At 35.7% G+C, this 14420-nt stretch carries 14 protein-coding genes and 1 riboswitch; of the genes, 5 read left to right on the plus strand and 9 right to left on the minus strand.

Annotation, left to right across the window (positions count from 1 at the left end; genetic code table 11):
- Positions 1-212 precede the first annotated feature (212 nt).
- Positions 213-314: riboswitch (purine riboswitch) on the minus strand.
- A 316-nt stretch (positions 315-630) separates the two neighbouring features.
- Positions 631-1257: a class I SAM-dependent methyltransferase gene (locus CWO92_RS19450; RefSeq protein WP_101355872.1), complete on the minus strand. Its 627-nt coding sequence runs from the start codon at positions 1255-1257 to the stop codon at positions 631-633.
- Positions 1258-1515: 258 nt separating this feature from the next.
- Between CWO92_RS19450 and CWO92_RS19455 the strand changes: the two genes are divergently transcribed.
- Positions 1516-2592: a Gfo/Idh/MocA family protein gene (locus tag CWO92_RS19455; protein ID WP_101355873.1), complete on the plus strand. Its 1077-nt coding sequence runs from the start codon at positions 1516-1518 to the stop codon at positions 2590-2592.
- A 201-nt stretch (positions 2593-2793) separates the two neighbouring features.
- Here the strand turns inward: CWO92_RS19455 and CWO92_RS19460 are convergent, their stop codons facing one another.
- Entirely contained in the window at positions 2794-5727 is a 2934-nt protein-coding gene (locus CWO92_RS19460) for a GNAT family N-acetyltransferase (protein WP_101355874.1), read from the minus strand.
- A gap of 275 nt (positions 5728-6002) precedes the next feature.
- Here CWO92_RS19460 and ybaK point away from each other — a divergent pair, with 275 nt between their 5' ends.
- Entirely contained in the window at positions 6003-6479 is a 477-nt protein-coding gene (ybaK, locus tag CWO92_RS19465) for a Cys-tRNA(Pro) deacylase (RefSeq protein WP_101355875.1), read from the plus strand.
- Between the two features lie 69 nt (positions 6480-6548).
- On the opposite strand, the gene CWO92_RS19470 is transcribed toward ybaK, so the two are convergent.
- From CWO92_RS19470 to CWO92_RS19490, 5 genes are all read right to left on the minus strand, one after another.
- Positions 6549-7271 (minus strand): 3-ketoacyl-ACP reductase, encoded by a 723-nt coding sequence (locus CWO92_RS19470; RefSeq protein WP_101355876.1) that lies wholly within the window; start codon positions 7269-7271, stop codon positions 6549-6551.
- A gap of 719 nt (positions 7272-7990) precedes the next feature.
- Positions 7991-8368 carry a VOC family protein gene (locus CWO92_RS19475; protein ID WP_101355877.1) on the minus strand — a complete coding sequence of 126 codons (378 nt, stop codon included), beginning with the start codon at positions 8366-8368 and terminating at the stop codon, positions 7991-7993.
- 34 nt (positions 8369-8402) lie between these two features.
- Positions 8403-8963, minus strand: coding sequence for a GNAT family N-acetyltransferase (locus CWO92_RS19480; protein WP_101355878.1), 561 nt, complete (start codon positions 8961-8963; stop codon positions 8403-8405).
- 23 nt (positions 8964-8986) lie between these two features.
- Positions 8987-9859: a GNAT family N-acetyltransferase gene (locus tag CWO92_RS19485; protein ID WP_165786729.1), complete on the minus strand. Its 873-nt coding sequence runs from the start codon at positions 9857-9859 to the stop codon at positions 8987-8989.
- A gap of 41 nt (positions 9860-9900) precedes the next feature.
- The gene (locus tag CWO92_RS19490) at positions 9901-10869 is read right to left on the minus strand and encodes a hypothetical protein (protein WP_101355880.1); all 969 of its coding nucleotides are present in this window, start codon (positions 10867-10869) and stop codon (positions 9901-9903) included.
- Positions 10870-11020: 151 nt separating this feature from the next.
- Here CWO92_RS19490 and CWO92_RS19495 point away from each other — a divergent pair, with 151 nt between their 5' ends.
- From CWO92_RS19495 to CWO92_RS25140, 3 genes are all read left to right on the plus strand, one after another.
- Positions 11021-11344: a PadR family transcriptional regulator gene (locus tag CWO92_RS19495; RefSeq protein ID WP_101355881.1), complete on the plus strand. Its 324-nt coding sequence runs from the start codon at positions 11021-11023 to the stop codon at positions 11342-11344.
- A 2-nt stretch (positions 11345-11346) separates the two neighbouring features.
- Complete coding sequence (locus CWO92_RS19500) at positions 11347-11979, plus strand: HAAS signaling domain-containing protein (RefSeq protein WP_101355882.1); 633 nt, start codon at positions 11347-11349, stop codon at positions 11977-11979.
- A gap of 582 nt (positions 11980-12561) precedes the next feature.
- Positions 12562-13050: a hypothetical protein gene (locus tag CWO92_RS25140; protein ID WP_133120587.1), complete on the plus strand. Its 489-nt coding sequence runs from the start codon at positions 12562-12564 to the stop codon at positions 13048-13050.
- Here CWO92_RS25140 and CWO92_RS19505 read toward each other — a convergent pair.
- Together CWO92_RS19505 and CWO92_RS19510 are read right to left on the minus strand one after the other, a co-directional pair.
- Positions 13007-13282, minus strand: a complete 276-nt coding sequence (locus CWO92_RS19505; protein ID WP_101355883.1) for a hypothetical protein — start codon at positions 13280-13282, stop codon at positions 13007-13009. The two genes, CWO92_RS25140 and CWO92_RS19505, sit on opposite strands and share 44 nt — an antisense overlap.
- A gap of 40 nt (positions 13283-13322) precedes the next feature.
- Positions 13323-14420 carry a DUF1648 domain-containing protein gene (locus CWO92_RS19510; protein ID WP_101355884.1) on the minus strand — a complete coding sequence of 366 codons (1098 nt, stop codon included), beginning with the start codon at positions 14418-14420 and terminating at the stop codon, positions 13323-13325.

A 14420-nucleotide genomic window follows, 5' to 3' on the forward strand; every position in this document is an offset into this window, starting at 1 on the left:
TAGAATAGCCTCCAAAATACTTTAATATAAGCGATAATCTAAAAATAAAGTTCGAGAAACTAGGACGACTTTGGTTAATCCATCCTTTTTTTAACAAAAACGATAAACTTTTTAAAAGGAGTGGTATAACGCAATTCAAATAAAAAAGCTCCCGTCTATTACGGAAGCTGCCATTATGATTCAAGAAGTTAATTGCTATCACATTATTTTTATATAATAACAAAAACTCTTGTAGTCAAGCCATTTACGGCAGCTTGGTAGAAACAATTAGGCCGTATTCCTAATCCTATACAAGACATGTTGTTAATTATACTGAAAGTGACACTTATTACAATAAAATTATAGAAACTGTAATGATTCTAATTTTTCATACAGGTAATAATCACCAATTAGCTATTTGGCAATGCATTCGAATCTACCTTTTTTGAGGTTAATTCTGCAGATTCAGCTATTCATTCAGCAATCTCCAACATATATATAGCCGGTTCCTGCAATAATTCAGCCGTTTTCCCCACTTATTCAGCCAGTTCCTGCAATAATTCGGCCATTTTTACCATTAATTCAGCCAATTCTCCCATTTATTCAGCCAAACCAAAAAGGAGACGTTTCACCGTCTCCTTTTTTCCGTTCCTATTCCTTTGAAATAACAAAAACACCGCCACAATGGGACATTGGATGAAACTCACAACGGAACTGATCCAAAGCAACAGAAATTTCGTCCGCTACAATGTAAAATTCATCGGGATCCCAATATTCGATACTGTCATGCTTGCATTTTTCTAGGTCAGCTCTAGTATGAAAAGAAATATCCCCAATAAAAATTCTTCCGCCTTCTTTTAGCAAAGTTAATAACTCACATATAAATTCTATTTTCCGCTGATCTGTTAAATGATGTAAGGCATAGGTACTAATGATGGAATCATATTTTTCCCCTTTTATGTTGATCGGCAAGCCTTCGGTAAAATCATACTCCATTAGGTTTGCCAATGGCATTTTTGATTTTGCCATTTCCAACATTTTTTTCGAAAAATCAATTCCATTAATTTGATGACCATATTCATATAATTTATGAGTCAATACTCCAGTTCCAAAGCCAATATCCAATATTTTAGATTTTGGCTTCTGCATGACTTCATTAAATATAGTGTTTAATACTTTTTTGTAGCCAGCAAATGGATACAAATTGCTCTCTTCACTTAATTGAACCGTATGATCATAATTATCCGCCCATAAATCAAAACCTTGTTTAGTTAGCAAGAATGCTCCCCCTTACTTGGAACCAGCTATCACGAGCACTCTTTTATGCCCATTTTAGCAGTCCCTATTATCTCCCTTTGGCAATTGAAGGTTTTTCCTTTCTTGTTTCATCATGCATCCCACCTTTCATTGTTATTTTTAATAATATCTTAATTTTCGTTACTATTAAACTACCTTTTTCAAAAGAATGCATAATATTCGCAATATCAACACTTATTCTATACTATTAGTTTATGACAAATAAGGAGTTGATTTCCTATGGCCAAATATCGTGTTGGAATTATTGGTACTGGTTTTGGAGCGAAAGTACATGCACCAATGATGAATTTTCACGAAGGTTTTGAAGTGGTCGCCATTGCCAGTGTATCAAGAGGGAATGTCAAAAACGTGAAGAAATTAAGCGGGGTCGAGAATGTGTATACGGACTGGAGGCAAATGCTTGAGAAAGAACAACTTGATTTTGTGGTGGTAGCATCCGCTGTCCATTTACATAAGGAAATGACCCTTGCAGCATATCAAAAAGGTATTCATGTACTTTGCGAAAAGCCAATGGCGCTAAATATTGGGGAAACAGAAGAGATGATTGCTGCCCGTGATGAAGCAGGAAAATTAGGATTGATTAATCATGAATTCCGATTCCTTCCCGCTCGAACTAAAGTAAAAGAAATTCTGGATAGCGGTGATTTGGGGGACATCGTGCATGTTCGCTTTGAATGCACCTATACAAGCTATAATTCTCTAATTTCCAATTCACGGGGGTGGCTTGGCCAAGAATCCACAGGTGGCGGAATGCTTGGGGCTATCGGTTCACATATGGTGGACTCCCTTCATTGGTGGCTGAGCGCTCATTTCCGTGAAGACTCTGCTATTCTCACTACACATGTTCCAGAATTTACAGATGAAGAGGGCAATGTGGAACACCGAACTGCAGATGATTCCTACCAAGTGATTGGAGCTTTAGAAAATAATGCGACCGTTACACTAGAGCTAATGTCCGCTGCACGCCAAAGTTCGAACAGTTTACGTCTTGAAATATTTAGCAATAGAGGAACACTTGTTATGTTGGATGATTCTAAGGTGTTCTTCTCATCAGGTGATGCGCCTCTTGAAGAGGTAGAGCTTGCAGCAAACATAACGGCTCCAGCAGAAATGCCAGCAGTTGCTGCTCGTTATTACAACGGATTTAACCGTATGTTGGATGCATTATTTAAGACTTTCGAAAGCGGAGAGAAACATCCATATCTTTCTGAATTTGAAAACGGCCAAATGACACAAAAAGTCCTTGATGCTGTTCGTTTATCTGCCAAAGAAGGAAAAAGCATCACAGTGAAATAGAGGTGCAGATACCTTCCCGGTTTATGCAAAGACCGAGTGCATACCACTCGGTCTTTATTTCGTTCGGTTACTCAGCACACTAAAATTGAATCCACCGCAAGCTATCCAGTATTTCTTTTGTAAATGGTTTATCCGGAAACATTAAAAACATAGGTTTTGATATGTGTTTGGTTGCCGGTTCGATATTTAAATATTCAAAGGTCATGTTAAGGCGAATTGGTCGCTAAAAACACATTCTGAATCAAGATGATGATTATTAAAAAATACTTGTAGGCATTGTGTTTGTTCACCATCATTAAGTGTAAATGGATTGGTGATTTGGAATACCTGTTCATCAAATCCTGCACGAATCTGACTGGAACCCGATTTTGTATTTAAGTGAAAAACGGTATCTTCCAACGTCGATTTCTTTGACCATATTTCCGTAAAAGAATACTCTTTGATACTTTGATATGGATGCACTAATTCAGTAAAATGAGCGAGAATTGGCACTCCAGGTAATGTCAGAAAGTATTGCTTTATATTCAGGCCCTTCCATTTTTCGTGTTCTTTTAGAGTGGTTTCCATCACCATTCCATGCCATTCATTTTGAGCATGATCAACTTTCTTCACAAAACGCGACTCAGAATCTTCTTTCAAATATGAAAATAAACTTACCCCATTCAAATAGGATCTCATTCCCCCTGCCCATGGATTCCACCATGCTTTCGGCTTTGGTTCAGGGTAGAAAGTATCGAGCCATTCTTGCCCTTTATAGGATAATGAATATAGTGCCGGGAAGTAGCTGGCAGCTGCTTTAAATGTTAAGTCTCCGTTTTCGATAATAAAGCTAATATGATGATCCTCTTCTACTTTGGTCATGTTGATTTCTGTCTGATCCTCATTCAGTAAAAGCATGGAGCCTTGTACTTTCTGTGATTCCGATTCTAATCCGTACTCAATTGGAACGAAACCTGATGAATTTGACAGAAAATCAATCTTAAAATCCTGATTATCCTCTTGTTGAACAGAAATTTCCTGCACCCGTTCTGGTTCTTGAATAGTTAGCTTCCCATGAAAATAACGATTTTGGATTCTTTTTAATACCAAGGTTTTCCCATTTTTCATTACAGGATTAAATGATTCCGGTCTAAGTTCCAGCTCTTTTGTCAACGAATGATTAGTTGTCAACTCATTTGCGAAAACTTGGAATTCTTGAACGTTCTTGATCGCCCCTAGAGAAAATTGGATTGGCTTCGACTGCTGCTTTTCGCTTGGATGGATCCTCCCAAGTTCTTCTTCTAAATAAAAATACCAGCCCTCAAATCCTAATTTTACCGATTCATCCCATGTAATCCCGTGAGGATCTTTTTGATCATCGGAAAATATCCAATTTCCAGTGACATCTTTGCTATTCAATTCACCAAAATTAGTCATTCTTGGATCACTAAAATAGATTACTTCGTTTTTCATTGGTATATATGTTTGTAGGATATGGTGCTGAATCGGCTGATAGATAAATAAATCATTTACTTGCGAATCCCCTAGATTTTCAAGCTCCAGCCAATAGTTCAATAGACCTTCACTAAATAATTCAAAGCATAGAGCAAGCTTCATTGCATATGGTTTTTGAACCTCATAATAAAGCTTCATCGTTGCAGCAGCATCATTGTGATTCCATTCATAATGCGAAACTCGTTTTTTAGAAAGTTCCCCAATATATGGTTTTCCGAATTTAGGAGGAACAATGGCAGTCCTTTGCCCAGTCCTTTCATAATTTCCTATAGTTATAATATTATCTCTTTTACGTACCAATACTTTATAGTAACCATTTTGGAGATACAGATACTCTTTATCATATCCACCAGCCTTAATACCAAAGGACGAGAGAGAGAAAGCAAGAGTCTCTTTCCACTCATATTGTTCAGCATCACATTGAACTTTGATCGTACACTCAGATTGCAGAAATCCATATTTTTTGATAGTAAAAGGAATTTTGACCATCCCTTTTTCGTTTATTGTTGTTTTATGAACAGCTTGTTCCCATTGAACATCATGATTTTCCGGCAATTCAATCATCACTTCTGCATGCTTCTTAAGATGATTTTCCAACTCTAAATAGACATACTGTTCTTTATTTGTATTATATCGACTTGGTTGGTATATCGTTTTTACTTTAATCGCTTTTTTCGGATAAATGCCAATTGCAAATAAGGAAGATAAACCATTTAGATTAGTAGATATTTCGACCCGTGGATGAGTAACCCACTCATTTGGTTCCTCACCTTCTTTTATATCCACTGGCAGTTCAAATGTATAATCATGTTGGATGGTAACGGTTTGTTCCCCGCTTACGTGAATTCTATCGTTTTTATTTCCTGCAATCTTAGCATTTACAGGCTCTACAGATTTATTTTTCACCGCAAAGTTTATCGCAGACTCTCTGCCTTCTATTTGTGTATGTTCTTTTAGAGAAGCTTCTATTAAAATATCATTCGTTTCAATAAGTCGAATGCCTCTTCCGCTTTTTTCAATCTGAACACGCAGAAAATGCGTATCATTCTCCCAAACATATTCAAAATAGGTAAATCCATTTACTTTTATCCCATCAGGTTTTACTTCAATTGCCCTTACATTATCTTGGTACCAATCTAAGTGTTTAAAATAAGGCTTTATAAAGTCATTTTGCATGACAAGCGGGATAAAATTCATGAGATGTGTCGTTTCATCGCGATCTTCCCAAAAGAATCCGTATTTTTTATAGAGCGGTACAGCTTTTACGTTTCCAGGCCAAGTATACAGGTCAATTCTCGGAAATCCCAATTCCACTGTCTTCTCCACTGCTTTTAAAACTAGCTGTTTCCCAATCTTCTTGCCATGATAATCTGGATGGACATTTATCAAGCGGATATATAACGCATTAGTATCCTCTTTATATTCCGATATACCGCAATATCCAACCACTTTTTCTCCGTCTAATGCGAGGTATAAAAAAAGATCCTCTGAATTTGCCTCTTGTTGCTTCACTTGTTCGGCTGTTCTGACGCTAGCATCACCGCCCCAGCTTTCACGGCTTTCATTCCACATATCCGCGACGGGCTGTGCCAGGTCTTCATGATATTGCACGATTTTAATTGATTCAGTTATAGAATTCATCTTATTTGCATCCCCCTGTATGTTTTTTATTCGTATTTTTTCTACGTTGAGTCGTCCTTATTGCTTTTTAATAACCTTCTTGTTTTTAACCTCATTTTTACCTCTCCCTTCTTATATTGGAAGTTTTTTCTTCCTTCCGTAATACTAAATCAACTTCTCCACTTTGTAAATATTATTCTGAAAAATGTTACAACTCGTTCTCTTTTCAATAACTAATGGTAGCTATATGATATGATGTATAAAAGCAAAAAAATCCATAAAGTGAGGCTACTATTTTGAAAAATACGAAAACAAATGCTATGCGAATGTTAGAGAATGAAAAAATAGATTACTCGATTATCACTTATAATGCTGATGATGGAAAAATAGACGGAATTTCAGTTGCAGAAAAAATCGGAAGGGACACAAAAGAAGTCTATAAAACCCTTATTACACAAGGATCCAGCAAACAGTATTTTGTATTCGTCATTCCTGTTGCGGAAGAATTAGATTTGAAAAAGGCTGCAAGGGCAGTTGGCGACAAGAAAATCGAAATGATTCCAGTCAAGGATATTATGAAAGTATCCGGCTATATTCGCGGCGGCTGTTCACCTATAGGGATGAAAAAATCGTTTCCAACATTTATTGACTCGAGTGCTAAATCCTTAGAAAAAATCATTGTAAGCGGAGGAAAAATCGGCATACAGATTGAACTGACCGTTGCCAATTTACTGAAAATGGTTCATGGTACTTTTGGTGATGTATTGAAATAGTTTTTCATTTATCCATAAAAAAGGTCCAAATCATTTGTGATTTGAACCTTCCATAACGAATTCTATTTACTAGAATGGATTTGTTCCCAACAGACTTGCTGTTTTTACATAAACCCGTGGATTTAATTTTAATTGAGATACGATAAATTCCGCAATATCTTCCGGATGTATATACTTTTCTTCACTCTTCGTAATCAAGTTAGTTTTAACAGCAAGCTCCGTTACTACCGTACTTGGTGTTAAAGCTGTTACACGAATATTATTACGGCGTACTTCTTGAGCTAAGGACTCTGTCAAACCTATAACACCAAATTTGGATGCACTATAGGCACTTGAGGTAGCTGCCCCATTTAATCCATTGGTAGAGGAAATATTAATGATATCTCCCGCATTTTTTTCCACTAATTGTGGAAGAACTGCACGTGTTACATAATATGTTCCCATTAAATTAACATCAATAATTCTCTTCCATTCTTCTGGGTCCATATCTAAAACACTTGCAAAGCCTCCGATTCCTGCATTATTTATTAGTATATCAGCAGTTCCAAGCTCATTTGAAAGTTTCGTTACCGCTTGGTCTACTTGCTCTTTAACAGAAACATCAACCGAAGCATATGCTGCTTTCACACCTAAACTTGTAATTTCATTAGCAACTTCTTTCAGCGTTTCCTCTGTGCGTGCCATTAAACCGATATGTACTCCTTCTTTTGCAAGGGCTACTGCAACCGCATGGCCAATCCCTTTTCCCGCACCTGTAACAAACGCAATTTTTCCTTTTAATGACTGTGCCAATCAAAACATCTCCTTTCAGTATGTATCATTTACCTCTGTTGACTTTTTTCAGTACTTCCATATTTTATGCCTTTTGTTCTTTATATACAAGGAACTTGCTTTCCTAACAATTTTCCTATTCAAGCAAAAGGAAAATACACCTATCTATTCTCCCAACTAAATACTATGCAAATAGGGATATTGCAATATTCGCCTTGGCAGTAATTGCGCCACTAACTCTAACTCTGGAAGAATCCACTAGCGGGGTTCAAACTCCACAATATAGCATCATTATTGTTTTTTTCATATCAAGAAGATTTATTAAGACGGTCTCGGTTCACATGTAGCTTATATTATAGCTTGAATGTTGATTTATTCCTCACCAGCTATATTACATTGTCCGTATCAATTTTAATATCTTCAAGGCTTATTGTCCCTTTGCACTCAGAGGTAATTCTGCTTATTAAAAGCAAACCTAATAAATCAATAGCGATAAAAATCATATAGGCTAAATCAAAACTACCAGTATATTTCAACGATATTCCTAAAATTACAAATGGAAGGGCGCGGATTGAATTAGCGAACGGTGTCACTAAACGGTTAGCTGATGCAAAATCATATCTTCCTGGTTAGATGTTTCCAGAATAGATTTTCTTACATGTAATAATTCTGCAAATATTGCTTGATTCCTTTATAAATGAAAACCCCAGCATCAAATGAATGCTGGGGTTAAAAATTGCCTATCTTTCCATAACCGCAAAATAATTCCCTTCATCATCTGCAAAGTTAAAAACTTTGCCAGACGGCATGTTGACAATTTCTCCTACTGTAATGTTTTTATCCTTGAAGCCCTTATATAGTGCTTCAAGATCTTCAGTAAAAAACATTAAGGACGGTGTACCAAGATTTATTTCTGGTGACATCTTTGCTACTAATTCCTTATTATGAAGAATGATGCTTGTTTCGCTATCTTCTGTAGGCGCAATCTCATACCATTTAAATCCTTGTCCATTATCTTCTTTCGCGATCAGTGTAAATCCGGCTTTTTCGGTCCAAAACTTCAAGGACTCGTCTTGGTTATTTACATATAGCATTATTTGACCGACTTTTTTAATCATCTAGATTCCCCTTTTCTAAAATATAAACTTTTTATCATAATACACGATTCTTATAGTATATAGCAAAATCAGTCCACTCCCCATTTTCATAAGAAAACTCTTTTCTTATGCATTCAAAATGGAAGCCGGTCCGTTCTGCAAGTGTGATAGAAGGTTGATTATCCACATTAATATGAAGCTCAATCCGATGATAGCCTAAGTATTCAAAGAATGATTCAGTAGCCTTAGACACACTTTCGGTTGCATAACCGTTTTTCCAATATTGATTATGGACGGAATATCCCATCATTGCCCATTGATACTCTTTTCTGAGGATGGTACTTATCTCTAATTTTCCAATGTTCACTCCATCCACTTTGCGAAATATCCCAAAAACATATGTGTCATCCTTTACAGCAGCCTGATAAAAACCATTTATCCATTCATTAAACCATTCCTTTGTGGATAAGGGCATATTCAAAGGGCGGCCGTCATCATATTTATATTGGGATGGTAATCGATTGTCGTAATTTATATACCAATTTTCATAGTCTTCTATTAAATACGGCCGAATGATTAGTCTCTCTGTTTCTATCCTCAAATTTGTTCTTTCCATATTCATTACTCCCTTTGCAGGATCTATTTCAAGTTTTTACTGAAAAAGCATAAATCATGGACATGCTCAAAGCCTGCTTTTTGATATAGAAGAATCGCTCCTTCATTAATTGAATTTACACAAAGCCCGATCTCCTGTATATTTTCATATGAAAATAACCATTGTAAGGCAATGTTTAATAATCTTCCCCCTATTCCTTTTCTCCTAAATTCTTCTTTTACTGCAAAAAATTCAATGCTTGCCTCACCAAACTCCGGATTGGCTTCTACATAAATATACCCGGCAAAAACGTTATGTTCTAAAGTGATGAATACTTTTCTGTCGTTATTTAATCTGTCTAAAATTTGCTGACCATTATAATATGATCGTGGAAATGCTCGTTGGTGAAGATGTATAAAGTCAGAACGAAACTCATTTGGTAATTCTATAAGTGTTTCTCTCTCGTAAAAATTTCGTTTATGCTTCTTTATTTCCAGTATGGTTTGTTGATTCTTCATTTCAAAACCTTGTACTTCCGCAAAATGAATACTATTTAAGTTCCTTTTATTAGGAAACATATAGATTTCCTCAATAGCAGCAGGGATATGCTCTAGCATCCTTTGCCATATATCGGTTGAAATACTCCAGTTCTTTTCCGTAATAAAAGGTCCCCACATTTCAGCACTATGATTTTCGATATCAGTATCCAAACCGATGACACCGATCAATTCATCATTCTTATATGCTGTAAGGAAACTTTCCCAATACGGAATATCCAACTCATTGGTTAATACATTTTGGATTTCTTCTTTGTCCGTTCCACAATAGCCAATATGACACTCCGCATTTTTATTCATTATAGAAATAAATCTGGCCACATCCTCCACTTCATTTCGATCCATTCTTTTTATTTCCATAATCATTCCCCTTCTGCCTGCAATGCGAGAATTTTTGTCGGTTATCCGGTACTTTTTTTTAAACTTCTATAAACCATAAAATTTTCTTTTCCCCAATTATTTACTAATGTCTCTTTCCGTATGACCTGCCATTTATTAAAAAAGGTTTGTCCATTTTTATTGAAGAATAGGCCATTTCCAAGATAGTAAGCAGCATGAATGATATCAGAATGCTCATTTTTCCATACTATAATATCCCTTGACTGCATCTGATCAATCTCACAATCTACCTCCTTATACCCTCGCAATTCCAGGCCAAGCAAAAAAGTATCAGGATGGACCCACTGATTGATGATCCACTCACTCTCCTCCAAACGATTTGTTGCAGCTGCTAATGTGGCCGCCAAGCAATTAGGGCCATTCATAGTTGGAAAGCGATTTGTATATTTTTCCAAAACAGGAGTTATCTTGTCATCATAAAAATCGAGATTTTCTTCTATATCCATATAGGATTCTGCTAATTTACTTAATAGATTCCTTTTGAAATCGACTGGTAACTGACTCCACATTTCCTTTTGAAATACAATAAATGAATCCGCTTCATCTTGTACTAAATAAGATTCCAGCAATTCTAGCGTCTCCGTTTGATGAATTATAGCTACTGCTTGTAACCCTTCTTGAACGAATACCCATGGATATATTAATCCTCTGTTTAACCTTTTTTGTATATGTAAAATCGCCGTTCTTTTATCTTGATCAAGGCTTGAAATTAGCTGGGGATGAGCTGCACAAACATATTTGCCATCTTTAGAAATATTCCATAGCTGGTAACTATTATTAATATCAATGTTTGTATAACTGTTATGCTCTTTAAATTCAGAGCGTGGAATAATGAGAGAGCCTATAGGCAGATAGTTTAGAACTTGTTCCATCGTTTCAAAGAAAAAAAGATCTATTTCCGGAACAGCTATTTGGCACCAACAGTCTAGTGTAGATTCATCTAAAATGGATGTTTGATTTAAATTACTCATTTGCATCTCCTTTCCATTGTTTCTTACAATTATATACTATTTCTAACGGAATTTTCAAAATTTTTAGGATAAAACTTTTTCATTATACAATTGCCAATGATGTATGATTATGGTAAATTATATACATCTTAATTCTAGGTAGGTGATTGGCTTGTTCAACCGGGAATTGGTAAAAGGAAGTACTTCTCTGCTCTTACTTCATTTATTAGAAGAGCAAGACATGTATGGCTATCAGCTTTCTAAAGAAATGGAACGACGAAGTGAGGATGCATTTCAAATAAAAGAAGGCACATTGTACCCAGCGTTAAAAAAATTAGAAGAACAAGGTTATATTGACTCATATTGGCAGGATCAAGAGAAAGGTCCGTCTCGTAAATATTATTGCATCACAAAGGCTGGAAAAGAGGCACTACTGCAAAAGTCTAAGGAATGGAGCCGCTTTGTTGGTGTTATGACAAAGGTATTAGGAGATTAACGATGAAGAATCTAAAACAAGATTATCTGCACAAATTAAGACTAGCTTTACACAACCATCCTGAAATAGAGGATATTTTGAATGAAATATCCACGCATATGGAGGATGGGATTAAAGATAAAATGCTAGTTGGAAAATCGGAAAAAGCAGCGACTGAAGAAGTCCTTTTTGAATTAGGAAATCCATTAGTTTTGGGAAAAAACTTTATGCAGCCTGCTCGTTCGAGAACAATGATATATTTGATTCTATTAAACTGGGCATTTTTTGTATGTGGTATATGCCTCACATTGAGCCATCAACTAAGTGATTGGGCAATAGTAAAAGATACTTGGAATTATTTATCACATAAGTCGAATTTCATCCTGCTGCTTTACTCCATGTATTGGGTTTATGTAGGATATACTATTGGAAAGCAATACGGACCGAACGGAAAGAAAATGGTAAATAAAACAATGATGTGGGCGTCCATTCCGAATATGCTCCTGATGATTATTACCCTATTCAATGTTATCCCTGGGGAAATGTTTTCACCTTTTCTTAATCCAGTATTTATAGCAGTTTGTGTCCTAGTAACCGTACTTTTCTTTCCACTTAGTAAGCTTGCATTTAAAATTGGGATCACTTATGGTCTCTAATTTTTTTATCTATATACATAGAATTTCTATGTATATTAAAGGAGGGCACTGAAGATGGAATTTCTTTTATTGCCACTTATCATGGTATTTTTAGCTATTTTTCAGCATCGTTTTACTGGTATTTACTTTCATTCAAAAATATTGTTCAAAAGTCCTCTAAACTGCTGGAGGTGCTGTACTAATCATTAATATAGTTCTTATCACTTTCACTGTGCTAGGAACCATTTATACACCTTTTTCCATCTTGGTTTTTATGTTTCTTTCACCGATTCTAAGTAATTTGCTTGGAGTTATATTAAATCGTTTTTTTAACAATCCTTTCGAAAAAGGTTATATGCCATTCTAATCGGTCAATCAGTCTATATCGCTTTGTTTTTCTATTCCTTATCCAATGCATCCCATTTCCGTTAAAGGACCCTATAGAAAATTCATGTATGGGATCGTTTTTGGACTTTTAGTTGGCATTATAATCTGTATTTTGCAGCGATTATCGGTATTACTATATTTCTTCACCAAAGTTATCAAACAAATTAAAATCATAATAAGATGGTGCCTGGCACCGTCTATTGGAGGATTTTTATCATGTCATTATCTCTTTTGCTTTTTATTGCTCTTGTTTTATCTATTTTGAGTACTCGATTTATCAAAGTGAATTTTACAGTAAAATATCAATTTCAATCACCGTTCACCGTGGGTGGTGTAATTTTAGCTATAAATATTCTGCTGATTACCATTACAGCTTTGGGTGTATTTTTCATTCCCTTCTCCACACCCGTTTTTATAGTTTTGTCTCCAGTAGCTAGTGTTATAGCATGGGTATATATCAAACAATGTTTTCCAAAGCCTATACTGAAGAGATTATCTGCAATTTTAATCGGTCAATCTGTTTACATGATCCTGTTCATCTATTTCTTTTACAAAAATCAACATTTAGTACCGCTCTATCCTGGAGAAGATACCTTTATGCGAGGTCTCGGGCTCCTAATCGGCATGATTGTTTGTATCGGTGCCACAGTAATTGGCCTCATCACGTTTTTATTACCAAAGGTACCAGGCACCAGACTAGAATAATGTTATTCTGGCACCTGGCTACTCTGTGCAAAAACCCTAATTCAGACAACCATTCTGCAATATCTTTAAAAGGGATAATATTTCCGATTTTTTCATCCATATTACTTCTAACGGAGTCATGAACTTTTACCACTGCTGCTGGTAACAATCCTGAAAATTCATTTGGAATGAATAAGATTCCATTTAGTGGATATTTTGTTCCAAATCCTATCATCATTTTCTCTTCAGCCACAGCGTTGAACTCCATTGCGCTGAGAGTTTAATGCAAATAATTAGACAAAGAACGTGATCACTAGGATTAATAGTATTGGTCCGAATATAATCAGATAACCCATTGGATGAGCAAAATTGATGGTCCATCCAACTCCAAAGCGTTTTTCAACAAAGATAGATGGATCATTTTTATTAAAGTAAAAGAGTCCGCCCTTCCAGTATTCCTCATCCTCATCTATGTCAGATACACCCACTACGGATGGAAATTCATTATTTTTATCCGCATTTCCTACCTTAACCGCAAAAGTGATGGTTCCAATTAATACAATAGCTAAAAAGATAATGGGGATTAACATCTTAAAAGAATCATGTACAAATCCCGGATGAATGGTTGTTAATTGTAAATAAGAAAATAGCCCTGTAATCAGAAAACTTATGATAAACATTAACCAGCTAGAATACTTACGTAAAGTTAGTTGACGAACCTTGGACGCTGTTGGGTTTGTTGCATTAATTTTAATTCCCGACCTTTTCGTTGCTTCCACTATTCCTAAGAACATCATTTGCATAACAAAAAGAATTAGTAACATTAAAATAGCCGATAATGGCGTCTTATTAGAAAAAGAATCCGGCTGCCCATCTGGTCCCCAATGCATTGGAATTTGTTCAGGTAAATTCGGATATTGCAATGCTGTATATACTACTAATCCAAGCGTAATGATTACCGGTAATAAAAATACATACCATGGAAGCATCTCATCTTGAAGACGAACATTTAAATCCGTAATTTTCACTGGTTTTACATCAACCATCCATTTTTGTTCTTTCTTCCGTTGCAATGTTTTTGCGTGAAAGTAGAAATATAAAGACATGCTAAGCAATATTATTGCAAATGTGATTCCAATTCCAGTTAGAGCTTGTGTATCCTCTGCCAGATTACTGTTTATAGCCCAAATTAAATAAAAGACTAACCCAATGACAGATAGAAAAAATACCAATAAAGAATATAACTTTTTATAAGATTGAAGTTTTTTATCCTTCACATATGAATCCGGAATGGAAACGCCAAACACTACCGTCCTTTTCACGATATAAGGCAAGATGGTTTGCATGATAATCAATACTACCATTACTGCTATTGGAATTGTTATAGCCAT

This window comes from Heyndrickxia camelliae (assembly GCF_002844575.1).
In the GTDB taxonomy this organism is placed as follows: Bacteria; Bacillota; Bacilli; order Bacillales; family Bacillaceae_C; genus Margalitia; species Margalitia camelliae.